Below are 26,596 nucleotides of genomic sequence, written 5' to 3'. Positions count from 1 at the left end.
CACTGTTGCGTGTGGCATCAATCGAAACATTGCTCTCAGCTTGCAAGAGAAGTTTATCCGTTGCTTGAACATCAGAGCCTAAAATATTCAAATCTTTTCCAGAGAGAAGTGGGCTTGATGTACTTTGAAAAATATTTATTTAAAACAAATGTGTGAATACACAACAACAAGTGTATTCCGTTTAGGGCGTTCTGTTTTGCATGAGGAGTATGATCCCATTAAGAAATGCAATAAACAAAAACGTAAAGCTAAATTAAAAGAAGATGATAAAGTTGGAAACTAGTTTTTCTCTTTGTAACTTTATATTCTTCCCCAATGAGGCTGTATTCCCGTTTCAGAACTTACTCTAACAGATATATGTAGTATGCTCGCTCTAATCTAGTATATAAAAGTAGACTAAAGTTCGCCACTGGTTATGATATTGTCCTATTTCTGAGATTAATTAAATACTTTTCACTTAAGTGTAAAATGATAGCCGTAATATAAGATTTTATGTAATAAGTAGTTATAAAATCGCTGCATACTACTAATTCGCCTTTTATAATATAAAACTTTTTTAAGCCTTATAATACAAAATGATACCAATAAAAAATAAAAGAGATTAAGAGAAATAAAATAGAGAGCTAATAAAATAAAGGCCCCGTTAAACGAGGCCTTAGTATTTTTTGTGCTAATAATTTCATTTTTACGAAATTAGAATTTGTAAGCGACACCTACACGGAAGTCATTGGTTTTGTAGTTGAATTCACGTGTATCGTTGGCGAATTTCTTTTTACCAAAATCGGAGTAACGGTATTCTGCACGTAAAAGAACGTTGTCGGTCATTGCAAAGTCAACACCGCCGCCAATAGTGAAACCAACCATTGTCTTCGTGTCATCAGCCCAAGTACCACCAGTCAAATCTACATTTTGCTTAATTGATGGGTTTTCAACCACATCAGCTTTCTGTTCAACTTTAACTCTCTCTCCTTTTCCTGTAACTGATTGAATACCCTGTACCTGCGCATAGGCAATACCACCAGCAACATAAGGCATAATACGGTCAACAGCAGCAAAACCGATACGAACGCGTGTAGCACCAGACCATTTTTCTTTGTAACTGTGCTTTTCCGTTACCTTGTCACCTATTTCAAACCGTTGCTGATCTTTTAATTCAACCTTAGCTTTTTCAAGGGCATTATTAAAAAATGCCACATCTTCTTTAGTAAGAGTCAATTCACGGGCTGTTTTTGATTCTTCACGGTCTGCCCAAACTGCATCGGTTTCAACACCGAGAATGAGACCATTTCCAAGGTCTACGTTAGATCCGGCATAAATCCCACCCATGAAACCAGAAGGACTAGGTGTGTTATCTTTTTTGACAAGTTCTTTATCTTCTCCTGGAATAGTTACTTTAGTTTTACTCGAAAAGTTACCAACTTGACCACCAAGATAAAAGCCTGTCCAAGAAAACGAAGGGGCTGCCGCGATAACTGCTGGGGCTGTTTCACGAGGGATCACCACGTCAGCAGCTTGTGCTGCAGAAGCTGAAATTAAAGCGGCAATAGAAGTTGCTATTAAAGATTTTGTATTCATAATTTTGCTCCTAAATTAACTACAAAACGACCTTACAAGATTATAAATAGAAAAGCTGTAGTAAAAATGTCACAGTCGTACAAATAAAAGCCCAGAAAACAGCGCTTTTGTAAAAGTCAATATCTTTTGGAAATTTAATTTTTTATTAATACTTTTTATTCATAATTGCACTTTTGATGAAATTAGAACTTGTAAGCGATACCTACGTGAAAGTCATTGGTTGTGTAGCCTAGTTTAAGGTAATACTTTTTATATTCCTTCTTACCAAAGTCTGAGTAACGGTACTCCGCACGAAGCAGAACATGATCTGTCATCGCGAAATCTATACCACCACCAAGGGTGAAACCCTCCATCGTTTTTATTTTATCAAATACTGTAGCAGAAACTTCTTTACTTGGCTTACCCATTTGCCAATTTTGTTTGTTCCTGAAACTTTACCAACACCCTGTATTTGCGCATAAGCAATACCATCAGCCACATAAGGCATAATACTGTCAGCGACGGAAAAACCAACACGAACCCGTGTTGCACCAGACCATTTTCTTTGAAACCAATGCAATACACTGCTGTGTCACCCTTTTGAAACTTTTCATTTTCATCCAATGTGACACCAGCATCTTTAAATTCATCATTAAAATCATCAAATTCATCAATCGCAAGAATCTTTGAGACCGTCTTCGTCTCTCCTCAGTCTGCCCAGACTGCATCGGTTTCAACATTTAGAATGAGGACATTTCAAAGATATACGTTGGAACCTAAAATAAATACCACCTATGAAACCTGAAGGCTTAGGTAGTGCATCTTTATCTGAAGTTTTTTTCTTTTGTCTCTAAATCAAATACATAAACTTTGACTTGAAAAGTTGCCAACTTGACCACCAAGATAAAAACCTGTCTAAAAAAACGAAAGAGCTATGATAACTGTTGGAGCTTTTTTTACGAGGAATGACAATATCAGCAGCTTGTGCCGCAGAAGCTGTAGTCATAGCGATAACAAACGTTGTTACTGAAGATTTTATATTCGTAAACTTTGCTCCTCATTTATTTACGAGCACAGTATTATACGACTACAAAAAAACGCTGTAGTAAAATGATACAATCATAGGAAACGAAAGCTGACGCAAGATAAAGTCATTTCATAACTTCACGTTTCACAAGAAATTGTAAGTTATGAATACGTATAATTCATTGATTTTACCGCGTAATTATTGCCTGTCGTTTATAAAAATCTTTTTAAGAAAATCTAAATAATATCTTTTACTCCCCTAATAAATATAGGGTATGTGATAATATAACAACAGAAAAGAATAGAGGCCCTGTCTTTGACAGAGCCTCTTGGAAGTTTATTTCGTTGTTGATGAAATTAGAATTTGTATGCAACACCAACACGGAAATCATTGGTTTTGTAAGCGTATTTATCCCCGTCCTTTACAAATGCTTTTTTACCATAGTCTGAGTAACGGTATTCTGCACGCAATAGAACATTGTCTGTCATTGCAAAGTCAATACCACCACCTACAGTGAAACCAACCATCGTTTTCGTTTCATCAAACACTTTAGCAGAAGCGATTTCAGCACCATCAGCTCCTTCCGCCTTAAGAGAATCGACTATCTGGAGCTGCGTATAAGCAATACCACCAGCAACATAAGGCATAATGCGATCAACGGCTGCAAAACCAACACGAACGCGTGTAGCACCAGACCATTTTTCTTTTATAGAGGTGCTATCTACACGTTTGTCAGTCGCCACGATACCAGCAATATTTTTTCCTGGAGCAGGTGTAGCTTTCGCTGCTATAAGCTTATCTTTGAAACCCTCAAGGCCAATTGCTCCAATGACTGCTGAATGCGCTTTTGAATCTTCGCGGTCAGCCCAGACGGCATCGGTTTCAACACCTAGAATGAGGCCATTTCCAAGATCCACGTTGGAACCTACATAAATACCACCCATGAAACCGGAAGGCTTAGGTGTCCAGTCTTTATCTGTAATTTTCTTTTTTGTTTCTGAATCAACTACATCAACTTTACCTGAAAAGTTACCAACTTGACCACCGATATAAAAGCCTGTCCAAGAAAATGAAGGGGCTGCTGCGATGACTGCTGGGGCTGTTTCATGAGGGATGACAACATCAGCAGCTTGTGCTGCAGAAGCTGCTGCTATAGCGATAACAGAAGTTGTTACTAAAGATTTTATATTCATAAACTTTGCTCCTAATTTATTTATGAGCACAGTGCTACAAGATTACAGAAAGAAAAGCTGTAGTAAAAATGATACAGTCACAGAAAATGGAGGGCACATCCCAGACAAAATTGCTTCATAACTTGATTTTGTACGAGAAACCTAAAGATATATATATATATATATATTATTGATTTTTAAATGTAATTCTTGTTTGTTGTCTATGAATTTTTTTAAGAAAATCTGAATAATATCTTTTCACATCCACAATAAATTATGTATTGTGTGATAATATAGCAACAAAGAATAACAAAGGCTCTATCTTTGACAGAGCCTCTGTTATTTTACTTACCATCTTTTAAAATTTGTAAGCAACACCAACACGGAAGTCATTGGTTTTGTAAGATGTCTCATATTTATCATTTGAGAATTTCTTTTTACCAAAATCTGAGTAACGATATTCCGCACGGACAATAACGTTATTGGTCATGGCTAAATCAACACCAGCACCAAGCGTGTAACCAACAAGGGTCTTTGTTTCATCAGACAGAGTACCAGAAGCTATTACTTTATCTGAATCTTTCCCTGTTATTGAAATCAATGCACTATCTTGAAGCTGTGTATAGGCGATACCACCAGCAACATAAGGCATAATGCGTTCAGCTGCAAAACCAATACGTACACGTGTCGCACCAGCCCACTTTTCTTTAAAAGTGAAACTGTGGGTTCGTTTATCACCAGGTACAAGCGCATCTTTACCAATATTAATTCCAGATTCTGTTAATATCTTCTTAATATAATTTATGTGATCTGGAAGAATAACATATGTTTTTCCTGTCTTCGTGTCATCTTTATTAGACCACATGATATCTGTATCAACACCTAAAATAAGGCCATTGCCGAGATCAACGTTGGAACCTGCGTAAAAACCACCCATGAAACCAGATAGTTTAGGCAAAAGGTCATCAGGTGCTGGAATCTTTTTTCCGTTACTGAGAATATCCATTTTCGTCTTACCCGAAAAACCACCAATCTGCCCCCCAACATAAAAACCTGTCCAAGAAAAAGTTGGAGCAACAATAACAGGAGCAACAGGTGTTGGACTGGGGGGAACAATAACATCTGCTGCTTGAGCTGCTGAAGCTGAAACAAAAGCGAAAGCAGAAGCTGTTATTAACCATTTCATATTCATATTTTCTCTCCATAGCTGAATATTTATTTGAACACACCATTTCATATAGAGCCCCATCTTCAGATATCTGTAGCAAAAATGATACACTTATAAAAAAAACAAAAAGCCAATCAAAGTACCCTTAATTGCTTGATCTGTAATAAATGAGAATTAAACTATGCCTATGCACAAATGATCTCTTTTCCTCACGTTTTCTCTCCTTTATCATTTTGATAAAAAACTGCGCCACAGTACCCTCCGTGTAAAGCGTGTGCTATTGACATAAAAATATAACGTATTGATTTATAATGAAAAAATATCTTTTATATTAATTCGTCTGCAATATTGAAGATGCTCTTAATCTTAAGCCTTTTTTATTAAAGCCCCCCTGCACCTCACAAACGAGCAAGTGTGTGAATAAATAAAACTATTTAAAAGCTAAAATGCTTCCTATTAATACTCTCAATATTGTAATAGTGAAGACCGTTACAATATTGAGAGCAGCTAAATGTAACTGTTCCATTTAAATTCATACAAACAACGTTTTTAGCTTCATCCTTCGCATAACCAAATGTGAATAGCTCTTTGATTATTTTTTCATCACTGTAAAGAATGCTTGTACCCGACAGAACAAGATCTCCACTACCCTATGAACTGCAACAAGATTACATGCAATTTCATTACATTTGCTCTTTGTTTTTAATTTAGGCATTTATTCCTTTTTGACATACTTACCATTTTTTTCTTCTCTCAACCTTATAGTAAAGTCTTTTTCAGAGCTTCAGCCTTATTTGTAGGCTATCATTTCATACTCCTTTACAAGACGAAATTGAAAAAAATACCTAAAGACAAACAACCGGTATGATAAACATTAAAACTTATATAGAAATCTCCTTAAAGCTGAAAAAATGAGAAATCTTTCTTAAAGTTTTCAAACCACCCCTTGCTTTAAAAATCATGAATTTGGCAGAAAAAATATCCCTCTTTTTCAACTTCAAAGCATATATTATACTTCTTGATGTTGTTTTTTCACTTTTTAAAAACTCATTGGACCTCGTGCAAATGGGTTTGGCCGTCCTCTTTTCCCTGGTCTTCTTTTAGGATAATGATCTCTTTTTTTACCAGAATGTAACACAGGTACTAACTTAGCTGCTGTTATGCATTCGCTGTTATTTGTGCAAGAAAGTTCTATCTGAAAAACTTCAGATAATAACTTGCGAAGCTGTTCAGCAGAAAAAAGACCTATTGGAGGAACAGCCGAAGATGCTCTCTGTATAAGGTTTTGAGACGCTAAAAAACTTGCACCTTGAGCCATAGAGATTGAAGCAAAAGTAGCAAAAGCTGTAATAAAATATTTTATATTCATAAATTTAACCTCATCAAATATTCATAATGGATTTTATCTAGTACCTTCATTGCAAATTTCTAGAGAAAAATAATATGTTTATAGATAAAAAGTGAAAATCCTTAAAAATAAAGCTTTGGAGCATTTTGCTTTTAAAATAAAAGCAAATTGCCCTGCTCTGCCAACATAGAAATTACTTATTGAGTAATAAATAAAGGCACAAAGTATCGTCTGAAAATAATAAACTATACGAACTTCATATAATATACTGATTTATAATGATAATTTAGCGTTATTCATATTGACTGAGAACCCTAAATATCATAAGATTCTCTCATTCAAAATCTTTTTCATGTTGAATCAATCAAAACCATTTGTTTGCACGTTATAAGTGGGGAAAGCTGTGTGGATAAAAAACACTAAAAAGACTAAAAATGTCTCTTATGAACCGTACCAAGGGCTACACAACATTGGGAGTTGGCAAAGTGGTGTGATGGTAGCAGCTTGTTACTCCGTAAGCGTAAAAATGAGAGTGCTCAATGAATTTTATATCATATTTTTGGGGGCTTTATCGTTATACCATTCATAAGCGCCGCCGTAAAATGGATTTGGGTGCCGGTTTCTTTAAAAAAGCACATGAATTAGCAACACAAATATATTCCGTTTAGGGCGTTCTGTTTTACACGAAGAACGTAAATCCATTAAAAACATGAGGCAATGCGTAATCTCTATTATTTAACAGACATTGCTTTAAATACTTGTGAGAGTCGTAAAGCCGAATTAAAAATGATGGTAAAGATGAGATTTGTTTTTTACATTTACACATTCATATTCTCCCCCAATTAGGCTGTATACCGGTTGCAGAGATTTAAGTCTTCCAACCTACCGTATGTTTTCAGCCTCTCCTCAAAATTGCTTTGTTTCAAATAAAAGCTGTTACAAAAATAAAAAATATGAATTCGCAAAAGTACTTTTATTACCTAAACTTCAAATGAAATAGCACTTAAGAATTTATTATAATTCTTATCAGAAAAGATGAGAGGATAAAATGTCCATAATGTACAAGCATTTTGTCCTCTCACATCAATAATTAACTCCATTAAAAAGCCAATTTTAAAGTTAGCTATGCGCAAAAATATCAACTTCCGCCCATCCTAAAAGATCAAGCCTAGCTCTCATAGGCAAAAATTGAAAGCATGCCTTGGCAACATTTTCTCGCTCTTCACGTCTTAAACGTTCTTCAAATATAACCTTTAAACGATGCAAATATAACACATCCGACGCAGCATATTCAATTTGCGCCTGTGATAACGTTTCTGCCGCCCAATCCGAAGATTGTTGCTGTTTAGAAATATTCACATTCAGCAATTCATTACAAATTTCTTTCAAGCCATGACGATCCGTGTAAGTACGCGTGAGTTTCGAAGCAATCTTTGTACAAAAAATAGCCTCTGGCATAACACCAAATGTATGTGCTAAAATAGCAAGATCAAAACGCCCAAAATGGAATATTTTTACGACTGCTTTATCTTTAAGAAGCTTGACCAAATTAGGTGCATTCTTTTGTCCTTTAGCAATCTGTATAATATCGGCAGTACCATCTCCAGAAGAAAGCTGAACAACGCATAAACGATCACGATGGGGTTGTAATCCTAAAGTTTCGGTATCAATCGCAACAGCATCAGTTTGATAATTATCTAAGTTTGGTAAATCACCTTGATGAACACGAATCTCAGCCATTTACCCTCCTATTTGCTAAAGCTGCAAGAATACGCGCCCAAGACCGCTGCCCCTTATGAAATGATTTTAAATTATACTTTTCATTAGGCGAATGAATACGGTCATCAGCCAGTCCAAAACCAACCAAAAGAGTTTCCATGCCAAGAATTGACCGAAAATCTGCTACAATTGGGATCGAGCCCCCCATGGCTGTCAAGACAGCAGGCACTTCCCACTCTTGTGATAAGGCATCCTTCGCCTCCTTGATAAAAGATGAATCATCAGAAATCTGAAGTGCCGGAGAAGAACCGTGATTCTTAAATTCAACCTTACAATCAGCAGGAATTGAGCTACGTACATAATCACGCAACGCTTGGCGTATTTTCTCTGGATCTTGCTTATGCACCAAACGACACGATACTTTTGCACTCGCTTGAGAAGCAATAACCGTTTTCATCCCTTCCCCTTCATAGCCGCCACTAATACCATTAATTTCCATGGTAGGACGTGCCCATACAAGCTCTAAAATGCTCCGCCCTTTTTCACCAGCTGGAACGGAAAGTCCTATAGGACCAAGAAAATTTTCAGCAGTACAATTAAGCGCATTCCATGATTGTAAAATATGTGGAGGTGTTTCTTCTACTCCATCATAAAAGCCAGGAAGTGTTGCCCTATTATTTTCATCGTGAAGTCCTGCTAAGATTTTCGTTAAAATACGAATGGGATTAGCTGCTACTCCTCCAAAATAACCAGAATGCAAATCACGATTAGCTGCTGTGATAATAATCTCTTCTGCCATAATTCCCCGAAGAGAAAGAGCAATAGATGGAGTATTCGCATCCCACATTGACGTGTCACAAACCAATGCATAATCTGCCTTAAGTTCATCTGTATTTGCTTTTAAAAAAGGAATAAGGGAAGGAGAAGCACTCTCTTCCTCGCCTTCACATAAAATAGTAACTTTAATAGGAAGCTGCCCTGTTTCTTTCTTAAATGCACGACATGCTTCAATAAAAGTCATCAACTGACCTTTGTCATCTGAAGCTCCACGAGCACAAATAACTTTCTCTCCATCTCTCTCTTTTAAAGAAGGTGTAAATGGATCATCCTCCCATAAACTCAATGGATCAACAGGTTGAACATCATAATGTCCGTAAAACAACACATGCAAACAATCATCTGAAGGTCCAGGATGATGCCCAACAACCATTGGATTCCCCGGTGTATCACGGCGTGAAGCCTCAAAACCGATGCTTTTTAAATCCTCTACTAACCAATCAGCTGCTTTACGACATGCATCCTTGTAAGCCGAGTCTGTAGAAATCGATTGAAAACGTAAAAGAGAAAAAAGGCGTTCAAGGCTCTTCTCTATATTTCCATCAAGATGTGTTAGTACTTTATTCAGCATAAAAAAAACCTTTCAAGCCTTGTGTAATTATATTATAGATACGATGACTTTAAGCCTCTTGTAAGATTTTGCAAGACGCCTTATTCATTTTTGACATTGTGAGCAGTAAAAACTTGAACGTCCAGCCTGTAAAATGCGCATAATAGGCGCTCCACATTCCAAACATTGCTTGCCTTCTCGTCCATAAACTGAAAAAGCATGCTGAAAATAACCAAGTGAACCATCTATATGCATATAATCACGTAAAGAAGAGCCACCAGACAAAATGGCTTCAGAAATCACATTGCGTATATTTTGTGCTAAAGAATCTGCAAATTCACGTGCCCGTGCCGTTTGTGATGCCAATGTAAATGCACCACGTTGTGGAGACAAACGACTCCGCCAAAGTGCTTCGCAAACATAAATATTCCCAAGACCTGCAACAATAGACTGATCAAGTAAAACACCCTTGAGAGACATTTTTTTATTAACAAAAGCCTTTTGTAAATAACGACCAGAAAACGAATTACTCATAGGTTCAAGACCTAGCTTATTTAAAAGTGGATGTTCATAAAGCTTATCCGTATCGACTAAAAGCATAAACCCAAAGCGACGCACATCATTATAAATAAGATGATAAACTTCACCATTCTTTGTCTGAATATCCATGACAAAATGATCATGCTTAACCAATTTACTTGTCGTTGAAAAAACTGTTCTTAAAAGATCATTCTCTATACGCCATGAACCAGACATTCCTAAATGGCTTAAAATCGTTTCATTCTGAGAAAGATGAAATAATAAATATTTTGCACGCCGACCAAGTTCTATAATTGTTCTGCCAATAAGGCGCTCAGAAAAAGCCTCAGGAAAAGGAAAGCGCAAATCTCTACGATTAAGTTTGACAGATACTATCTTTGCATCAGTTACAACGGACTCAAGTCCACGACGAACTGTCTCTACTTCAGGAAGCTCAGGCATTACTCTTCTTTAATAATTATACACTTTCCAATCGTATCTCTGATAAATTGACTTCTTCCCACCCCCCTCAAAGAACGAAGACTTCCTCTACATCTACTAAACAAATTCTTGATGAGTGGATTTTACTTGGATTCCTACTCATGTGAATCATTTAACTAAAGGCTTTATGGACAAACCCTGCCTTGAATATATACCACACACTCTAAAATACTTAACGTATCAATGAGGCTTACATCCCACCCCACCTCAAATGACCGTGTTTTATGGTAACAAAATTAAGCCCATTCACCCTTACGAAATACAGGAACTCTTACACCATCTTGGGTAATGCCATCTATATCAATTTCACCAGAACCAATCATCCAGTCAATATGAATGACACTTTTATTCCCACCACGTGCTGCAATCTCTTCTGACGTCAATGATGCCCCATCTAAAAAGCATTTGGAATAACACTGCCCTAAAGCAATATGACATGCAGCATTTTCATCAAATAAGGTATTATAAAAAAGGAGGCCACTCTTAGAAATTGGTGAAGAATGGGGCACAAGGGCAACTTCACCCAACCGGCTTGCACCCTCATCACTTTGCAAAACCTGCTGTAAAACTTCTTGGCCTGTTGATGCACGAGCCTCAACAATACGCCCTGCGTCAAAACGTACTTCAATATTATCAACCAGAGTTCCTTGATAGGAAAGGGGCTTTGTTGAGCGAACGAAACCTTCAACCTTATGAGCATGAGGAGTCGTGAAAACTTCTTCTGTCGGAATATTCGGATTGCAAATAACACCATTTTGAGCAACGGATGCACCACCATGCCATTCATGATCATCTGCCAAACCAACCGTCAAATCAGTCCCTGGCCCTGTAAAGTGTAAGGCAGAAAAACGCTGCTCATTAAGCCAAGATGATCGTTTCTTCAAATGTGCATTATGGACAGTCCACGCCTGTACCGGATCTTCTTCTGTAACACGTGAAGCAGAAAAAATTGCATCCGCTAATTTTTTAATCGCCTCATTAAGCGATAAAGAAGGAAACATCGCCTCAGCCCACCCTGCTGTTGGATAAGCAACAATCGACCAATTCATAGCAAAATTTGATATTTGCTTGAGTGCCGGCTGATAAGCTATTGAAGTGGCTTTATTTAAACGTGAAACCTTATCAAAATCCTGATTAGAAAGGAGCAAAGGATTATCCCCAACAATCGCTAAACGCGCTGCCCCATTTTCAAAAGCCTTTGCCATTCCCTCATAAAGCCAAGAAGGAGCACAATCAAAACTAGCTGTATGGGCATTTTCAAACCGTGTAAGCGATAATATATCATCACTAAAAATTGGTGCAATGACACCAGCACCAACCTTATAAGCATGATATGCAATACGCCGAACAAAAGGTAACGCTGAAACTGGAGCAGTTAAAACAAGATCTTGCCCCTCTTGTAAATTCAACCCCACTTTCACTGTAATTTCTGCAAGACGATTAAGCATTTCAGGCAAAATTGTCTCATGAATATCAAAGTACATTACCAATACCCTTCTCTAAATAAAATGCGCTCTTTATGTCGTCATATTATAAATTGTTTTTCAGATCCTTTGAGTTCACTTTCTCTACGTATACTTATGCATATCATTATCGCTAAAATTCACTTAATTCATAAACCACAATGGGTATATCATCCTTCTTTGGTCATGAAAAACTTACTAGTTCCTGTGTCGTTTTTCTAACATTGCAACAATTGCATTTAACTGATCAGATGAAGGTAAAGCCATAATCGTTTTATTTTCCTCTTTCCTAGCTAGATGTTGAGGTGCATAGGCAGGGATAGGAACTTTATCAAGCTGTACCATAGCAAAAGGCGCAGGATGTGCCATCTTGGACTGTGCTACTTCTGTCGAAGGAGATGTACTTTTCTCTGCCTTTACGCCCCTACTCTCTAAGCCTTCATCTATAAAGCTTGGCGCATGACCAGAACGTTCTTGAGCAAAAGCATAAGCAACATCATAAGGGCGATTATTTGTAGGAACTTGAAGTTCCCCATCACGTGATCGTTTTTCATAAAAAGCATTTCCCCCTGCAACCTGAACATAATGCATGTTTTTATACGGAAAAGACAAACCAGCGGTATGAAAAAACTTAGCGTGTTTAACTTTCTTATCTCGTTCACCCCGTAAAACGGCATCAGCTGCCTCTCTTACACGAGCAACAGATGCTTTCTCCGTCATAGGACGCGTTAAAACACCAGGAGCAAATTGCCTATATTGACCAACAACACCACAAATCGTCTTAGGATAGGCGGTCGAATTAACACGATTCATAACAACCGTTCCAACGGCAATCATTCCTTCACGGCTTGTGCGATTTGATTCAAAATACATCGCTCGCATAAGACATTGACGCTCTGTCAATGGATATGTAACCGTTTTTGTCTTATTATTATTTATTTTTCCAGCATCTAAATGACTTGAAGCACATCCCACAACAACTAACGGCGCTACACAACAGGTAACAAAAACATTCCAACGATTTTTTTTCATCTTATGCAACACATTCCTATAATCTCTGAGATATTCAAGTCTTGAAATGAGCTTTAAATGTATCTCTCAATAAAGTACATAGCTAATTGTTACCACTCAGCAAAATTTTAATACAAGAGGTAATCAAAAAGTATCTATGCAAAATAAAAAATAAAAAACTCTTAATTTACAGATCAATATTGTTATTATTCATGGTTCAATATAGGCTATAATAACCCATACGTTTCAATTATAGTAAAATAACGCTATCCATTTCTTCTACATACGAAAAATAATACAGATATCCCCTTTAATATAAAATTTTAACAAAATGATCTGAAAGGAAATTCCCCTAGAAAACTCCCCTCCGGCCACAATACGAGTGATGATATCATCTAATATACAAATATGTCAAACCAAGAGTTAGCAATCTGCCACGCTTCTCTGAAAAAACTCTTTGTTGCTTCTTTGTGCTTTTCCATAAGACGGTTATCTTATTCTTTCTATAGCTGCACTGTAAGAAAATACTCACATATCTACAAACTTATTTTATACATATAAGAAAAATTTTAATCTATTTTCTTCTCACCTACTCCAACTTTATAAGTAAGGTCATCGCGAGGACGATCAGAGGACATATGGTAACCCGTTATGATATAATGCAGCATTTCAGCAATATTAGTAACATGATCACCAATTCGTTCAATATTCTTTAAACAAAACAGTAAGTGCGTACAAACCGTAATATTGCGCATATCTTCCATCATATACGTCAAAAGTTCACGAAAAAGAGAAGTATACAAAGCATCAATCTTCTCATCACGCTCACGCACCGCGTCAACACGCTCTAATAGGCGACTCGTATAAGCATTTAAGACTTCTTTTAATTGATTGAGTGCTAAAGCTGTAATTGTTTCAAGCCCATGATAAACAGAAGCAGATTGTCGTATTTCTGAAAGTGCAACCGTCCTTTTAGCAATGTTTTTGGCCATATCCCCAATCCGCTCAAGATCAGAAGAAATACGAATGGCTCCAATAATTTCACGCAAATCGACAGCCATCGGTTGGCGTTTACAAATAATAGCAACCGCTTTTTCATCAATGTCACGTTCTGCTTCATCTAAAAATACATCATCGGCAATCACTGTCGTTGCAAGTTGAAGATCACTACACACAACCGATGCGACAGAACGTTCAATCATCCTTTCTGCATGGCTCCCCATTTCTATAATCCTTGCTCTTAAATATTTTAGTTCTGCATCATAAGAACGGACAGTATGGTTCATAGACATATCTTACACTCCTCAATTCACCTATCCAAAACGCCCCGTAATATAATCTTGTGTCCGTTGCTCTTTTGGTGAGGTAAAGATCATTTCAGTCGCACCAACTTCTACCAAATGCCCTAAATGAAACATAGCCGTATATTGAGAAACACGTGCAGCCTGTTGCATAGAATGCGTTACGATAACAATTGTATAATTTTGCCGTAATGCATCGATAAGCTCTTCAATCCGTGCTGTCGCAATAGGATCAAGAGCTGAACAAGGCTCATCCATCAAAATAACTTCAGGACTAACCGCAATAGCACGTGCAATACACAAACGCTGTTGTTGTCCCCCTGATAAACTTGTTCCAAGATCATGAAGACGGTCTTTTACTTCTTCAAACAAACCTGCCTGCCTCAAACTCTTTTCAACTACATCATGCAATTCAGAGCGCGTTTTTACTAAACCATGAATGCGTGGACCATACGCAACATTCTCAAATATAGATTTTGGAAAAGGACTGGGCTTTTGAAAAACCATTCCAACACGAGCGCGCAATTCTACAACATCAATCCGTGTGTCATAAATATTCTCCCCATCTAAGGTAATAAGACCGGTTGTTTTAGCGCCTTCAATCGTATCATTCATACGGTTAAAACAACGCAAAAAAGTCGACTTTCCGCATCCTGATGGACCAATCAAAGCAGTTACTTGATGTTCAGGAATATCAAGTGTAATACCGTGGAGTGCTTCTTTGTCTCCATAAGAAACCTTCACATCCTCACCACGCATTTTAATCTTCATTACAAAAATTCACCTTACAAAAATCTTATCAAAGTTGTTATTTTATTAAAATTACTGGCGGCGTTCAAATCGTCGTCGTAAAAAAACCGCAGAAATATTCATGATCGCAAGAAAAATCATCAATACAATAATAGCACCTGATGTCTTTTCAACAAAAGCACGCTCTGCTTCCCCCGCCCACATAAAAATTTGAACAGGCAAAGCCGTTGCTGGATCCATGGGGGTCGTAGGAATATTAACAACAAAAGCAACCATTCCAATCAAAAGCAAAGGAGCTGTTTCACCCAAAGCCTGAGCAATTCCAATAATTGTGCCTGTCAAAATGCCAGGCGCTGCTAAAGGAACAACATGATGAAAAATCATTTGTGTTTTTGATGCTCCCAGTCCTAAAGCTGCTGCACGAATAGAGAGAGGAACAGCACGCAGAGCAGAACGTGTTGCAATAATGATCGTGGGAAGAGTCATGAGCGCTAAAACAAGACCACCAACAAAGGAGGCTGAACGTGGTAATCCTAAAAAATTAACAAAAAAAGAGAGTCCTAAAAGACCAAACACAATCGAAGGAACAGCTGCAAGATTATTGATATTAACCTCTATAAAATCTGTAAATTTATTTTTGCGTGCATATTCTTCCAAATAAAGAGCCGTTGCTATGCCTATTGGAAGTGAAACTAATAAAACGATGCCTATCATATAAAGAGAACCAATAATCGCAACACCTAATCCCGCAGTCTCAGGACGACTTGAAGCGCCAAATGTAAAAAAACCAATATTAAATGTTTTATGAAGCGTACCATCATGCGCTAAACGTTTTATCCATTCCACTTGTCGATTAGAAACTTTACGGTTTTTTTCTGCTACACGCAGATCAATCTGTCCCTTATAAGCAGAATCAATATCCGCAGATGCCAAAACTTTAACTTTTTGCATTGTGCCAATCAATTTTGGATTCTTTGTCACCATTTCACGTAGTTGAACGCGGACACCATTTGAAAACATACGGTTAACGTCCCGAAGAGAGGCTCGATCATTTTGATTGATATTAAGTTTCTTCGCTAAAGCATTGCGTACAAGAAGTGGATAATTCGCCGTCATGAGCACTTGTGGTTTTGTTTTACGTTGACCACTTGGATCAATGATCTTTTCATCCAAATAAATCGACAATGTCATTTCACTTTGAAAAAAAGCTGTATAACCCTGACTAATGATAGACCATAAAAGCGCAAATAAAAAAAACAAACCAATAAAAATGGCAATCAAACCATAGGCACGAAAACGACGTTCAGCCCAATATCGACGCTTGAGACTAATATTGCGACGAGGAAAAAAATCTTCATTCATTCATATTGTTCCCGATATTTACGCACAATATAAAGAGCCAGAATATTCATCAAAAGTGTCATAACAAAAAGCGTCATCCCTAAGGCAAAAGCCACCAGAGTTTGTGGAGAATTAAACTCAAAATCACCGGTCAATTGATTAACAATCTTAACAGTCATCGTAGTCATTGCTTCGAAAGGATTGAGTGTTAAGTTTGCTGCAACACCTGCCGCCAAAACCACAATCATTGTTTCTCCAATTGCACGCGATGCCGTCAACAAAATAGCCCCCATAATCCCTGGAAGTGCTGCTGGTATAACAACTTTTTTAATTGTTTCAGATTGCGTTGCGCCTAAACCATAAGAACCTTCACGTAAAATGCGTGGAACAGCCGTAATAACATCATCCGATAAAGAGGAAACAAAAGGTATCAACATAATTCCCATCACAACTCCAGCGGTCAAAACACTTTGTGCCATAATAAAACCAACCCCACCTGAGAGAGAAACAGAAAGATCTCGTAAAAATGGTCCCACAACCTTCAAAGCAAAAAAGCCATAAACAATGGTTGGAATGCCAGCAAGAACTTCTAACAATGGCTTCACAATTGTTCGCAATCGCGCAGAAGCATACTCAGCCATATAAAGAGCTGAAAATAGTCCTATAGGTACAGCAAAAAGCATGGCAACAAATGCAATATAAAGCGTACCAGCAAGAAGCGGTATTAAACCAAATTGTCCTACTTCATCGCCTGAACCGCTCGCGGAAAAACGTGGATCCCAAACTGTTCCTAAAAAGAAATTTGAAAAGGATACAGTCTGAAAAAAGCTTACTGTCTGAAAAAGCATAGAAAGCGCAATGGCTATTGTTGTCAAGACAGCAACAATAGATGCACAAATCAATCCAATAATAATAAAAGATTCAACCTTATTACGCGCACGTTGATGAGGCGCAATTTGCATCATTCCACAGATAAAACCAAAGGACGCAATAGCAAAAAGGAAAACATAACCTATAAATTTAAGCTTTTCAGAAGAAAATACCCACGACTGTGCTATTTTGAACACATCATCTGATGCTTCATCGGGTAAAATCCATCCCTTCGCGAGTAATTGTGCCTGCACTTCCTTATAGGAAGCGGTAGAAAGATTCCCCTCAAAACGATGAATCTTTTTGACGAGACTTCGAAGTGTCTCCCAAAGTAGATCGTGATTTACAGGCTCTGTTACATGCGCACTATACGCCTCAAGCTCTCGAGAGGCATTATATTCTAAATAAATTGTACTCCCAGCATCCCAAACAATTAAAAAAATAAAAGCTGGAATAACAGTAATCAAAAATGTCCACCAGCCATAATAATACGCACGAGAATGCATTTTATGTTGTCTGTATTCAAGAATGCGTGCTCGCATATAAGAAATACAAAAACCACAAAATCCAAAAATCAATAATAACAAAATAATAAAGGAAATGCGCATTTTATCTTTCAGTTTTTATAAAAAAATAGCATCCAAATTCCCTATCCCAGAAATCCAACAAATTTTCCCTGCAAATTATTTCAATGTCATTACTCGACCAGCAGAAAAATCAGAACGCTGTGCTTGACGCTCCTTTTCAGGAGAAACAATCAAACCATATTCAGCCAAAGGACCCTCTGGACCAATCATTTGATCAGAAAGAAAAAAGTCAACATACTCTCGCAAACCTGAAATAATACCTAAATGTGCTTTCTTAATATAGAAAAAAAGCGGACGAGAAACCGGATATTGTCCACTAGAAATCGTCTCAACTGTTGGCGCAAAACCGTTAATATCGGCAACTTTTAGTTTATCAGCATTATTTTGATAAAAAGACAAACCAAAAATACCAACCCCTGTTTTATTAGAAGTTAGACGCGCAAATGTTTCAGAATAATCACCATCAATATCAACCGCTTTTCCATCCTTACGTACCGCAATACAAGCAGTGTGTATCTCCTTATCATCCATTCCTAAAGACTTCATCACTTCAACTGCCCCACTCTCTTTACACCCCTTAGTAAGTAATTTTTCCTCAAAAACTTCACGTGTCCCATGCTTCTCCCCAGGAATATACGCTGCTATCGTCCAATCAGGAAGAGCACTATTGACTGCACTCCATTTCAAAACATTATTCGGTTGCAACTTTCCGTCTATAATAATTCGAGCAGCAAGGGCTTTATAAACATCTACTGGCTGTAATTTCCAATCAGGTCCCTTAATATCAGTTGCAAAAACAATGCCATCATACCCAATACGTATTTCCTCAACATCTTTTACACCAGCATCAAAACAAGACTGTAATTCACTCGGTTTCATTGCTCGCGAAGCATTAACAATATCAACAGTGTTCTCCCCAATACCACGGCAGAATTCCTTAATACCAGCTCCTGTTCCACCCGATTCGATAACAGGAACCTTAAAATGAGGATAAATTTCTCCAAATGTTTCAGCAACAATCTTTTGATAAGGTAAAACTGTAGATGAACCAGTAATCTGTATTTGATCGCGCGCATTGCCTCCATTTGCTGACAGCAGTAGCGCAAAAAACAATCCCACTCCAATTGATAATACTCTGTTCATCTATAAGCTCCCTAAAAATTGAGGATAAAGCCTCTTAATTTATATCATACGGTCATTCTAGTTCACATTTGCAACATAACAAATATAAAAAACAACATGGATCATTTTTTAAAACCATGTTTTTGTCCTCTGTCAAATAAATTCATTTGAACGCTTGAACTCAATAACATCCCAAAACAAATGAGCAACATCTGTACCGCAGAAGCGTTTAATTTCACGAATTCCCGTAGGAGACGTCACATTAATTTCTGTTATATAATCTCCAATCACATCAATCCCCACAAAAAGAAGACCTCGTTCCTTTAAAGCTGGACCAATGCGTTCACAAATCTCATAATCACGTTTTGTTAACTCAACATTTTCCGCGCGGCCTCCAACATGCATATTAGAGCGCACATCTGTTTCTGTCGGAATTCGATTAATAGCTCCAACAGGTGTACCATCAAGCAAAATAATCCTTTTATCTCCTTTTCGTACTGCCTCTAAATAGCGCTGAACAATAAAAGGTTCGTGATAAATTTCTGAAAACATTTCCAACAATGATGCTAAATTGCGATCATCTTGTTTTAAATAAAAAATACCAGCGCCCCCATTTCCATAAAGTGGTTTAACAATAATATCGCCAAATGTCTCTCTAAAAGCTGTTATTTCTTCAATATCTTTGGTAATTAATGTTTCTGGCATCAGATCAGAAAATTCAGTCACAAAAATTTTTTCTGGACTGTTGCGTACCCATGCCGGATCATTCACAACGAGTGTTTTAGGATGAATACGTTCTAACAAATGAGTCGTTGTGATATAATTGAGATCAAAAGGTGGATCTTGGCGTAAAAGAACCACATCCATATCTGTTAATTCCGTGCGAACAGGCTTTTCTAATTTATAGTGGCTTCCCTCTTTATCATGTACAATCAATGGCTCTAGTCGTGCAATCACACAACCATCATACAGAGATAAACGATCTGGTGTATAATGGAAGAGAGAGTGTCCACGTTCTTGTGCTGCTAAAGCGAGTGCAAATGTCGTATCTCCTTGAATCCGAACTGTTGAAATATGATCCATCTGAATGGCAATTTTCATAAATAAATCCTCCCTATCCTAAAAGCAGACTGGTCTAAGCATCATAAACTTAGTAAACAATAAAAGAACTATGACAAGAGAAAATTTATGACAAAAGAAACAGATACAAAATTAAACAACAAAGAAATCGAACGCTATGCACGCCACATCATTTTGCCTGAGATTGGTGGTGTAGGACAACAAAAGCTAAAAAAAGCACGTGTTCTTGTTGTGGGTGCTGGTGGTCTTGGTGCTCCTGTCTTAACCTATTTGGCTGCCGTAGGTGTAGGAACCCTTGGAATTGTCGATAACGACATCGTTTCACTTTCCAATTTACAACGCCAAGTTATTCATAAAACAAATGCAATAAACAAAAGCAAAACAGACAGTGCTGAAACCACTATAAAAGCAATAAATCCCCATGTTGTAGTTGAAAAACACACCCTACGCTTAGATAAAAGTAATGTGGATAAACTGCTTAATGCTTACCACATCATTGTTGATGGAAGTGATAATTTTACGACGCGCTATCTTCTTGCTGATCACGCTGCCCAATGCAAAAAACCCTTAATAAGTGGTGCTGTAGAACGTTTTAATGGCTCATTAACCGTCCTTATGCCGTATAAAGACAATAATCCTCACTATCGCGATTTATTTCCCACCCCTCCAGCTCACGGGACTATCCCAACATGCGCTGAAACTGGAATAATCGGTGTTTTACCTGGCGTTATTGGGACCCTACAAGCAATGGAAGTTATTAAAATGATCACAAACATCGGAGAGCCATTAGTAGGAAAGATTCTTCTCTATAATGGATTATTAGCGCAATTTAATATTATTACTTATAAACACTCAAATTATAAAGAAAATGCCATAGTTATTAAGAAGCTTGGAGAATTATGATTATGTCCTCTCTTCCACTAATTTTTAGCACTCTCGCAATATGTATTGAAATACTAATATTTTATCGCAAGTCATCGAAACACTGTAACCAATTGAAACTATTATATTTATCACAAATGTTGAAAACCTTTTGTGAAAAAATAATTCTCTATAATGGATTATCAGTATAATTTCATGTCATCGTCTATAAATGGACAGAGACTCGTGGGAACGTAGCTGCTATCAGTATTCTTGTGTAAAAAATTTTCGACGTAGATAAAAATACAATCAGCAGAACTCTATTCAACTATTTTACTATTCACACATAAAAATTGTTTCACATGAAAGTGCTTACTTCAAACCATAACCTATAAATAAATAATCTAAGTCACATTTTAGTGATTGATACTATAGAAGGTCAATGATCTGTACCTACACCTCTAACCTCAAGAGAAAACGTCTATTCATCAAGCATCATAAAATGCAGCTTAGGATCATTGCACGTATAAGAACAATCAATTGTCTCTGATACATGGAAATTGATGTAAAAGTACATGGGGATTGATGTGCATAGAAGGATTAAGATAAACCTCATGGAGAGCTTTAATTACATAATTATCGCATTCAGAAGCAGAAAGTTGCGGCTCATGAATTGATAATCCTTCAGCAATAATTTCACAGACAAGTATATGTAGAAAAAGTGAAGCAAACAAATCTTGAAAACCAATCTGCAGATGACAGCGTAAAGAGTGCATTTTTATAAAAGAGCTCTTTTTATAAAACCTTGAAACTAAAATTACAAAAAGTCAGACTTCTTTCTAAAATTAACATCTATGGTATAAGTTAATTTGGCTCGTTCGCTTTATTATTATCCATTGGTAAAGGAACAGGATGATCGGATAAACTGCGTAAATAAAGCAAAAGATCGGCACGATCTTGGTCATTTTTAATTCCACGAAAAGACATAATGGTCCCAGGAAAAGCTTCACGTGGAGAATGTAAATAACGATCTAACGTTACAAAATCCCATTTTTGATCAGAATGAGCACGTAATGCCCGTGAATAAGCAAAACCTGCTGCTGATGCCAAAGGGCGGTTAACAATCTCCCAGAGGACTGGACCAACACGCCCTGCTTCATTGCGTCCAGATGTGTGGCATATGGCACATTGGCGAAAAACTTTACGGCCATTTTCAAAATTGCCTTGTTGAAGGCGGCTATTTAGTGATAGGGAAACATCAGGTGCTTTTTGTTTTTCTTGAAATATATCATTCTTGGCAACTGTATGATGATATTGGACTGATGTAGGATGATCGTAAATTATATTGCTGAGTGTGGAAATCCCCACAACAGCGACCAGCACACATAAACAAGCACAAATAAAATAAATAAATCTCCGGCGATTCATAAAAACTCAAATGTTCACGGTTTCATTACCATTTTTAGTCTAAGCTTTTTCTTTATAACACACAACATCATAAATGCATCACAGATGACATTTGGAATCTTACAATGGCTCTTAAACCAATTATTCTTATTCCTGCCCGTATAGGCTCAACCCGTCTTCCTCAAAAAGCTCTCGCTGAAATTGGCGGAAAACCGATGATTGTTCATGTCGCAGAACAAGCCAAAAAAGCTGGAATAGGACGTACAATCGTTGCAACAGATCATAATGATATCGCTAAAGCTGTTGCAGATTATGGACATGAATATATCATAACACGAGGTGATCATAAGTCTGGATCTGATCGTATTTATGAAGCTTTAATGCGCATTGATCCGGAACAACGTTATAATGCCATTTTAAATGTACAAGGTGACTTACCAACAATAATGCCTCGTGAAATCATTCGTGCGCTACGCCCTTTAGAAAATAGCTTTACTGATATTGCAACCTTGGGTGCCAAAATCATTGAAGAAAATGAAACAAGAGATCCCAATGTTGTCAAAATCATTGGTACACCGCTTTCTCAAAATCGCCTTCGTGCTCTTTATTTTACGCGCGCCACAGCACCCTATGGAGACGGTCCTCTTTATCACCATATTGGAATATACGCCTATAGGCGCGAAGCACTTGAGAAATTTGTATCATTCAAACCCTCACCACTTGAGAAACGTGAAAAACTTGAACAATTACGTGCATTAGAAAACAACATGCGTATTGATGTGGAAATAGTCGATACAATTCCCTTAGGTGTAGACACACAACATGATCTCGATAGAGTTTGTGAGATTTTAGCATGAAAATACTTAAAAAAACCAATAAAATTTCTTTCCAAGGAGAATACGGCGCTAATTCCCATATTGCTTGCTCCAATATGTTCCCCAATATGGATGCTGTTCCCTCTGCTACTTTCGAAGACGCCCTTAATTTAGTGGAAAGCGGGAAAGCTGATCTTGCTATGATCCCTATTGAAAATACCCTTGCGGGACGCGTTGCAGACATTCATCATCTTTTACCGCAGTCATCTCTTTATATTATTGATGAATATTTTTTACCTATCCATTTTCAACTCATGGTTTTACCCGGCGTTACACATGACGAAATTAAAACCGTCCACAGCCATACGCATGCCCTTGCACAATGCCGAAAAATCATACGAAACAACGGTTGGAAACCTGTTGTTTCTGCTGACACCGCTGGAGCTGCAAAATTTATTAAAAAAAATGCTAAACGTTCACAGGCTGCCTTAGCACCTTTAATCGCAGCAGAACTCTATGGACTTGATATTCTTGAAAGAGATGTTGAAGATAACCCTCATAATATTACCCGTTTTGTCATCCTTTCACGCTCCAAACGACATGTCCCCAAACCTCAAAATGGCGAAAAAATCATCACCAGTCTTCTTTTTCGAGTGCGCAATGTCCCCGCTGCTCTCTATAAAGCTATGGGAGGATTTGCAACGAATGGTATCAATATGACAAAATTAGAAAGCTATCAAATTGGTGGAAATTTCAATGCAACACAATTCTTTGTTGATATTGAAGGGCATCCTGAAGACCCGATGATGAAACTTGCCTTAGAAGAATTATCTTTCTTTTCTGCAGAACTGCGTATTATCGGTACTTATCCAGCACAAAACGATCGAACATCGTATATATAAAAGCAATTAGGTTGCTATCATTCTTTGCTGATATCAAAGAGCATCGTAAAAATTTCATAATGCAACGTATCTTGAAAGAGCTCGTTTTTTTCTACTCAACACCCTTCATAAACACTGAAGAAGAAAAAACGGCTCATAAAAGAATATATAAATTATTTCCATAATATTTTTTCACAAATTATATCATGATAAAAAGCACTTCAACTTGTATAAAAACCAGTGTAAAAAAACACAGTAACTACAAATAAAAACGCTTGTACCATCTATTTCCCTTTATATCTTCAAAGAGAGCTTCTTGAGAAAAGTCATTTCCTCTGACAATATTCCAATAAAGATAACGAACTTCTAAATTAGCTCTCAAAACAATTCAAATTATTATACATGATAGAGCATTCAAATTTCTTAGACTGATATCAGTCTGAACATGGTTTAAAACTAGAAAATGCAACTTAGCCCTGATTTTAGCGTTAAGTTTGAGCTTTTATCTTTATAAAAATTGATTTATGATTCACCTCACTTTAGAAAAAGGAGAAGATAATGAAAAAAATCTTCATGCAAGGATTATTAGCCGCAAATATTCTCGCCCACTCTAGTGGTGCGTTTGCTGGCTTTGGTGAGAAAAAATGGAATTTTGGGCTGGATGAAAGTGTTGTGATCATACCATCCGATACAATCCATCAAGGAGCTGAATACTCTTGTAGTATCTTTGAACCAAAGAAAGTATCCTTTACTTTATCGTACTCTACCCCTTCTGATTTAAACAAATTGAGAATTGCTGTTGATGATGAAAAGAAAATAACCCATGATAAAGAAAAGAAGATCTTTATCCTAAAAAATATAAAATCTCTTCATATAAGTTTTCCTTCGTCAGGACATTATATTTTTAAAAATATTACGAAGAAAAAAGTTGTTGGAACAAATTGTGACACAGGAGATTATGATTAACAATACTTCTATAACATCTAAATTTTAGTAGATTTATTTTTTTTCAGTTATTTTTTTCAAAATACAGCATAATGAGCCATTAAAACTTATCGCTGAAGAGGTGTTTTTATCCTAATATGGCAAACCTTAAGTTGCTCATAAGGTTAGATATTAAGGAACTTTTGCGAAAACTAAAAGACTAAATTTAAATTGTTCTGTATTTTCTACTATCAGAGCTATTTTTTTAATAAGAATATGCTTCTCTCTTCGCAACTGCTTCATTTTAAGTGATATAAAGCACATCGTACCCAAATCACTTAGATAAACGGAAAAGTAAAATTTGCTCTACAGATGCATTCCTCACTGCACTTTAAGTCATACTCATTCAGCTTTTTATAAAAATTATCTCGCTTTTCCCTCCTTATTAAAGAATATATTATTTGAAACTATAAAATGTCGCTTATATCGAATAAGAACCATTTTTATGCTTATAAAATCCGTATCCCCTTATTTCTATAGCGTTGAATGTTGCATCTCCTCTTGTATGAGTACAGCCCCTTAAAAAATATATGAAATCTTTTCTCAAATAATGAAACTTCATATATTGACCCACCTTGTGATGAACATCAATGTTTTTTAATTAAAAGAACAAGCACGCAAAAAAAGAGCGATAACATCTACTCAGTATTTATATATTTATATTATGTTAAAAGAGGTGGTGCTCTTATAAGATATTTAAGATACTGGCTTATCATTATAAAACTTTGATTTTCTTACACTGAATTAAAACCACGAATAAAGTAAGATCCTCCCATCTTAAATCTCATATTAAATCCATTAAAATCGTTTCTTTGAAAGTTACAAATGGGATTGGTGTGTGAGTAAAAACGATTAAAAAAAGGAATAAAAATGCTTCTTATAAAGCCTCTCAAGTACAAGGGATCGCAACATTGGGAGTTGTTAAATAGCATGAGGGCTAAAATTTATACTTTGTATTAAGCATAAAGAGGGTAGTGCAACAATAGATTTATAACTCAAGGGAAGCATGTATACTATTATGAGTGGCGTTTGAAATATAGTTAAGAGTATTGAGCAATAGCTCTTTAAAAAGCCTGTGAATGTAAAACATTAAGTTGTTCTGTTTGGGATGTTCTGTTTTGTGTGAGATGAGAAACACCATTAAAGCAATATTTTATAATTCTTTAAATAGCACTCTTCCCCCCTGACTTTCGAATGTTAGCCAATTACATGATCTATCTGCTTTATTTGCTTCTTTGACTGTTGTAAATTTTTGATGATTCAATTTCGTAGTTTTAGAACAGATGTATCTATCCTAAAACTCTTACATGTTTCAGCGAATGAGAATAATTATACATTCAGACTATCTTAAGCGAAAAAATATTTTCATACCAAATAAATATGAAGAGCTACTGCTATAAAAACTGGTAAATCCACAATCTCTTTGTTGTTTATATGTCAATAAATTAAACGCAAAGGAAAATTCTTCGTCGTTCTTAGGATATTTTTCGTTTCTGATCTTGATTTTTCATTCCAAATCGACAATATGAGCTTGGGAGGTTGGTGGTGGACGAACTACTCGCCAACTGGGTCAGGTCTGGAAAGAAGCAGCCCCAACGAGTTCTGGTACGGGTCATCGTTCCAACCTCCTATTTTGCTGAAGAAATTATTTTTTATGCTGTCTTTTAGCGAGGTATTTTTAATCTTCAGAGCAGCATTTGTATGCAGCAAATAAAGGGGTTTTGTTAT

The 26,596-nt window shown here is 36.7% G+C and carries 21 protein-coding genes, 1 other RNA gene and 1 pseudogene; 6 read left to right on the top strand and 17 right to left on the bottom strand.

Annotated elements, in window-relative coordinates; genetic code table 11:
* Positions 1 to 693 precede the first annotated feature (693 nt).
* From ACFILH_RS05655 to ACFILH_RS05635, 5 genes and pseudogenes are all read right to left on the bottom strand, one after another.
* Positions 694 to 1,575 (bottom strand): outer membrane protein, encoded by an 882-nt coding sequence (locus ACFILH_RS05655; protein WP_375631052.1) that lies wholly within the window; start codon positions 1,573 to 1,575, stop codon positions 694 to 696.
* Between the two features lie 182 nt (positions 1,576 to 1,757).
* Positions 1,758 to 2,560 (bottom strand): annotated as a pseudogene (locus ACFILH_RS05650) (outer membrane protein).
* Positions 2,561 to 2,937: 377 nt separating this feature from the next.
* Positions 2,938 to 3,774, bottom strand: a complete 837-nt coding sequence (locus ACFILH_RS05645; RefSeq protein ID WP_375667486.1) for a porin — start codon at positions 3,772 to 3,774, stop codon at positions 2,938 to 2,940.
* A gap of 337 nt (positions 3,775 to 4,111) precedes the next feature.
* Positions 4,112 to 4,945 carry an outer membrane protein gene (locus ACFILH_RS05640; RefSeq protein ID WP_375631054.1) on the bottom strand — a complete coding sequence of 278 codons (834 nt, stop codon included), beginning with the start codon at positions 4,943 to 4,945 and terminating at the stop codon, positions 4,112 to 4,114.
* A 1,015-nt stretch (positions 4,946 to 5,960) separates the two neighbouring features.
* Positions 5,961 to 6,290, bottom strand: coding sequence for a hypothetical protein (locus ACFILH_RS05635; protein ID WP_375660868.1), 330 nt, complete (start codon positions 6,288 to 6,290; stop codon positions 5,961 to 5,963).
* 518 nt (positions 6,291 to 6,808) lie between these two features.
* Between ACFILH_RS05635 and ACFILH_RS05630 the strand changes: the two genes are divergently transcribed.
* Complete coding sequence (locus ACFILH_RS05630; RefSeq protein WP_273790558.1) at positions 6,809 to 6,937, top strand: hypothetical protein; 129 nt, start codon at positions 6,809 to 6,811, stop codon at positions 6,935 to 6,937.
* 451 nt (positions 6,938 to 7,388) lie between these two features.
* Here the strand turns inward: ACFILH_RS05630 and ACFILH_RS05625 are convergent, their stop codons facing one another.
* The 11 genes from ACFILH_RS05625 to gshB all read right to left on the bottom strand — a co-directional run bounded on the left by ACFILH_RS05625 (position 7,389) and on the right by gshB (position 19,941).
* Complete coding sequence (locus ACFILH_RS05625) at positions 7,389 to 8,009, bottom strand: ribonuclease D (protein WP_273790559.1); 621 nt, start codon at positions 8,007 to 8,009, stop codon at positions 7,389 to 7,391.
* On the bottom strand, positions 8,002 to 9,396 hold the full coding sequence (locus tag ACFILH_RS05620) for a M20/M25/M40 family metallo-hydrolase (protein WP_375667485.1): 1,395 nt from the start codon (positions 9,394 to 9,396) through the stop codon (positions 8,002 to 8,004). Before ACFILH_RS05620 ends, ACFILH_RS05625 begins: the two co-directional genes overlap by 8 nt.
* A gap of 84 nt (positions 9,397 to 9,480) precedes the next feature.
* A complete protein-coding gene (gene mutM / locus ACFILH_RS05615) occupies positions 9,481 to 10,356 on the bottom strand; it encodes a bifunctional DNA-formamidopyrimidine glycosylase/DNA-(apurinic or apyrimidinic site) lyase (protein WP_375631056.1) in 876 nt (291 codons plus the stop codon).
* A 275-nt stretch (positions 10,357 to 10,631) separates the two neighbouring features.
* Positions 10,632 to 11,879, bottom strand: a complete 1,248-nt coding sequence (locus ACFILH_RS05610; protein WP_375667483.1) for an aminopeptidase — start codon at positions 11,877 to 11,879, stop codon at positions 10,632 to 10,634.
* A gap of 177 nt (positions 11,880 to 12,056) precedes the next feature.
* Positions 12,057 to 12,890: a cell wall hydrolase gene (locus ACFILH_RS05605; protein WP_375631058.1), complete on the bottom strand. Its 834-nt coding sequence runs from the start codon at positions 12,888 to 12,890 to the stop codon at positions 12,057 to 12,059.
* 548 nt (positions 12,891 to 13,438) lie between these two features.
* A complete protein-coding gene (gene phoU / locus ACFILH_RS05600) occupies positions 13,439 to 14,161 on the bottom strand; it encodes a phosphate signaling complex protein PhoU (RefSeq protein WP_273790564.1) in 723 nt (240 codons plus the stop codon).
* 21 nt (positions 14,162 to 14,182) lie between these two features.
* Positions 14,183 to 14,941, bottom strand: coding sequence for a phosphate ABC transporter ATP-binding protein PstB (pstB, locus tag ACFILH_RS05595; RefSeq protein ID WP_273790565.1), 759 nt, complete (start codon positions 14,939 to 14,941; stop codon positions 14,183 to 14,185).
* Positions 14,942 to 14,992: 51 nt separating this feature from the next.
* On the bottom strand, positions 14,993 to 16,282 hold the full coding sequence (pstA, locus tag ACFILH_RS05590; RefSeq protein ID WP_375631059.1) for a phosphate ABC transporter permease PstA: 1,290 nt from the start codon (positions 16,280 to 16,282) through the stop codon (positions 14,993 to 14,995).
* The gene (gene pstC / locus ACFILH_RS05585) at positions 16,279 to 17,739 is read right to left on the bottom strand and encodes a phosphate ABC transporter permease subunit PstC (RefSeq protein WP_375667482.1); all 1,461 of its coding nucleotides are present in this window, start codon (positions 17,737 to 17,739) and stop codon (positions 16,279 to 16,281) included. The genes pstA and pstC overlap by 4 nt, the downstream gene beginning before the upstream one ends.
* Positions 17,740 to 17,814: 75 nt before the next feature.
* Positions 17,815 to 18,861 carry a substrate-binding domain-containing protein gene (locus tag ACFILH_RS05580; RefSeq protein ID WP_375631060.1) on the bottom strand — a complete coding sequence of 349 codons (1,047 nt, stop codon included), beginning with the start codon at positions 18,859 to 18,861 and terminating at the stop codon, positions 17,815 to 17,817.
* 132 nt (positions 18,862 to 18,993) lie between these two features.
* On the bottom strand, positions 18,994 to 19,941 hold the full coding sequence (gene gshB, locus ACFILH_RS05575) for a glutathione synthase (RefSeq protein WP_375643400.1): 948 nt from the start codon (positions 19,939 to 19,941) through the stop codon (positions 18,994 to 18,996).
* A gap of 87 nt (positions 19,942 to 20,028) precedes the next feature.
* Here gshB and ACFILH_RS05570 point away from each other — a divergent pair, with 87 nt between their 5' ends.
* Positions 20,029 to 20,823, top strand: coding sequence for a molybdopterin-synthase adenylyltransferase MoeB (locus ACFILH_RS05570; RefSeq protein ID WP_375667481.1), 795 nt, complete (start codon positions 20,029 to 20,031; stop codon positions 20,821 to 20,823).
* A gap of 822 nt (positions 20,824 to 21,645) precedes the next feature.
* Here the strand turns inward: ACFILH_RS05570 and ACFILH_RS05565 are convergent.
* Positions 21,646 to 22,209 carry a c-type cytochrome gene (locus ACFILH_RS05565; protein ID WP_375632302.1) on the bottom strand — a complete coding sequence of 188 codons (564 nt, stop codon included), beginning with the start codon at positions 22,207 to 22,209 and terminating at the stop codon, positions 21,646 to 21,648.
* Between the two features lie 104 nt (positions 22,210 to 22,313).
* Here ACFILH_RS05565 and ACFILH_RS05560 point away from each other — a divergent pair, with 104 nt between their 5' ends.
* The 4 genes from ACFILH_RS05560 (at position 22,314) to ffs (ending at position 26,500) form a co-directional block, all read left to right on the top strand.
* On the top strand, positions 22,314 to 23,045 hold the full coding sequence (locus tag ACFILH_RS05560; RefSeq protein WP_375657910.1) for a 3-deoxy-manno-octulosonate cytidylyltransferase: 732 nt from the start codon (positions 22,314 to 22,316) through the stop codon (positions 23,043 to 23,045).
* Entirely contained in the window at positions 23,042 to 23,905 is an 864-nt protein-coding gene (locus ACFILH_RS05555) for a prephenate dehydratase (RefSeq protein ID WP_273790573.1), read from the top strand. The genes ACFILH_RS05560 and ACFILH_RS05555 overlap by 4 nt, the downstream gene beginning before the upstream one ends.
* A gap of 537 nt (positions 23,906 to 24,442) precedes the next feature.
* Positions 24,443 to 24,850, top strand: a complete 408-nt coding sequence (locus tag ACFILH_RS05550; RefSeq protein WP_375637603.1) for a hypothetical protein — start codon at positions 24,443 to 24,445, stop codon at positions 24,848 to 24,850.
* Between the two features lie 1,552 nt (positions 24,851 to 26,402).
* Positions 26,403 to 26,500: signal recognition particle sRNA small type (gene ffs, locus ACFILH_RS05545), an RNA gene on the top strand.
* The last annotated feature ends 96 nt before the right edge of the window (positions 26,501 to 26,596 follow it).

Source organism: Bartonella sp. CL435QHHD (assembly GCF_042195095.1).
GTDB lineage: Bacteria > Pseudomonadota > Alphaproteobacteria > Rhizobiales > Rhizobiaceae > Bartonella.
Note: the sequence above shows the minus strand (reverse complement) of the source record. Positions and strands in the feature narration are given on the sequence as shown.

What these genes read in the sequence shown, in the direction of transcription:
- ACFILH_RS05655 (WP_375631052.1), bottom strand. Translation starts at nt 1,575, where the DNA reads ATGAATACAAAATCTTTAATAGCAACTTCTATTGCCGCTTTAATTTCA.
- ACFILH_RS05645 (WP_375667486.1), bottom strand. Translation starts at nt 3,774, where the DNA reads ATGAATATAAAATCTTTAGTAACAACTTCTGTTATCGCTATAGCAGCA.
- ACFILH_RS05640 (WP_375631054.1), bottom strand. Translation starts at nt 4,945, where the DNA reads ATGAATATGAAATGGTTAATAACAGCTTCTGCTTTCGCTTTTGTTTCA.
- ACFILH_RS05635 (WP_375660868.1), bottom strand. Translation starts at nt 6,290, where the DNA reads ATGAATATAAAATATTTTATTACAGCTTTTGCTACTTTTGCTTCAATC.
- ACFILH_RS05630 (WP_273790558.1), top strand. Translation starts at nt 6,809, where the DNA reads ATGAATTTTATATCATATTTTTGGGGGCTTTATCGTTATACCATTCAT.
- ACFILH_RS05625 (WP_273790559.1), bottom strand. Translation starts at nt 8,009, where the DNA reads ATGGCTGAGATTCGTGTTCATCAAGGTGATTTACCAAACTTAGATAAT.
- ACFILH_RS05620 (WP_375667485.1), bottom strand. Translation starts at nt 9,396, where the DNA reads ATGCTGAATAAAGTACTAACACATCTTGATGGAAATATAGAGAAGAGC.
- mutM (WP_375631056.1), bottom strand. Translation starts at nt 10,356, where the DNA reads ATGCCTGAGCTTCCTGAAGTAGAGACAGTTCGTCGTGGACTTGAGTCC.
- ACFILH_RS05610 (WP_375667483.1), bottom strand. Translation starts at nt 11,879, where the DNA reads ATGTACTTTGATATTCATGAGACAATTTTGCCTGAAATGCTTAATCGT.
- ACFILH_RS05605 (WP_375631058.1), bottom strand. Translation starts at nt 12,890, where the DNA reads ATGAAAAAAAATCGTTGGAATGTTTTTGTTACCTGTTGTGTAGCGCCG.
- phoU (WP_273790564.1), bottom strand. Translation starts at nt 14,161, where the DNA reads ATGTCTATGAACCATACTGTCCGTTCTTATGATGCAGAACTAAAATAT.
- pstB (WP_273790565.1), bottom strand. Translation starts at nt 14,941, where the DNA reads ATGAAGATTAAAATGCGTGGTGAGGATGTGAAGGTTTCTTATGGAGAC.
- pstA (WP_375631059.1), bottom strand. Translation starts at nt 16,282, where the DNA reads ATGAATGAAGATTTTTTTCCTCGTCGCAATATTAGTCTCAAGCGTCGA.
- pstC (WP_375667482.1), bottom strand. Translation starts at nt 17,739, where the DNA reads ATGCGCATTTCCTTTATTATTTTGTTATTATTGATTTTTGGATTTTGT.
- ACFILH_RS05580 (WP_375631060.1), bottom strand. Translation starts at nt 18,861, where the DNA reads ATGAACAGAGTATTATCAATTGGAGTGGGATTGTTTTTTGCGCTACTG.
- gshB (WP_375643400.1), bottom strand. Translation starts at nt 19,941, where the DNA reads ATGAAAATTGCCATTCAGATGGATCATATTTCAACAGTTCGGATTCAA.
- ACFILH_RS05570 (WP_375667481.1), top strand. Translation starts at nt 20,029, where the DNA reads ATGACAAAAGAAACAGATACAAAATTAAACAACAAAGAAATCGAACGC.
- ACFILH_RS05565 (WP_375632302.1), bottom strand. Translation starts at nt 22,209, where the DNA reads ATGAATCGCCGGAGATTTATTTATTTTATTTGTGCTTGTTTATGTGTG.
- ACFILH_RS05560 (WP_375657910.1), top strand. Translation starts at nt 22,314, where the DNA reads ATGGCTCTTAAACCAATTATTCTTATTCCTGCCCGTATAGGCTCAACC.
- ACFILH_RS05555 (WP_273790573.1), top strand. Translation starts at nt 23,042, where the DNA reads ATGAAAATACTTAAAAAAACCAATAAAATTTCTTTCCAAGGAGAATAC.
- ACFILH_RS05550 (WP_375637603.1), top strand. Translation starts at nt 24,443, where the DNA reads ATGAAAAAAATCTTCATGCAAGGATTATTAGCCGCAAATATTCTCGCC.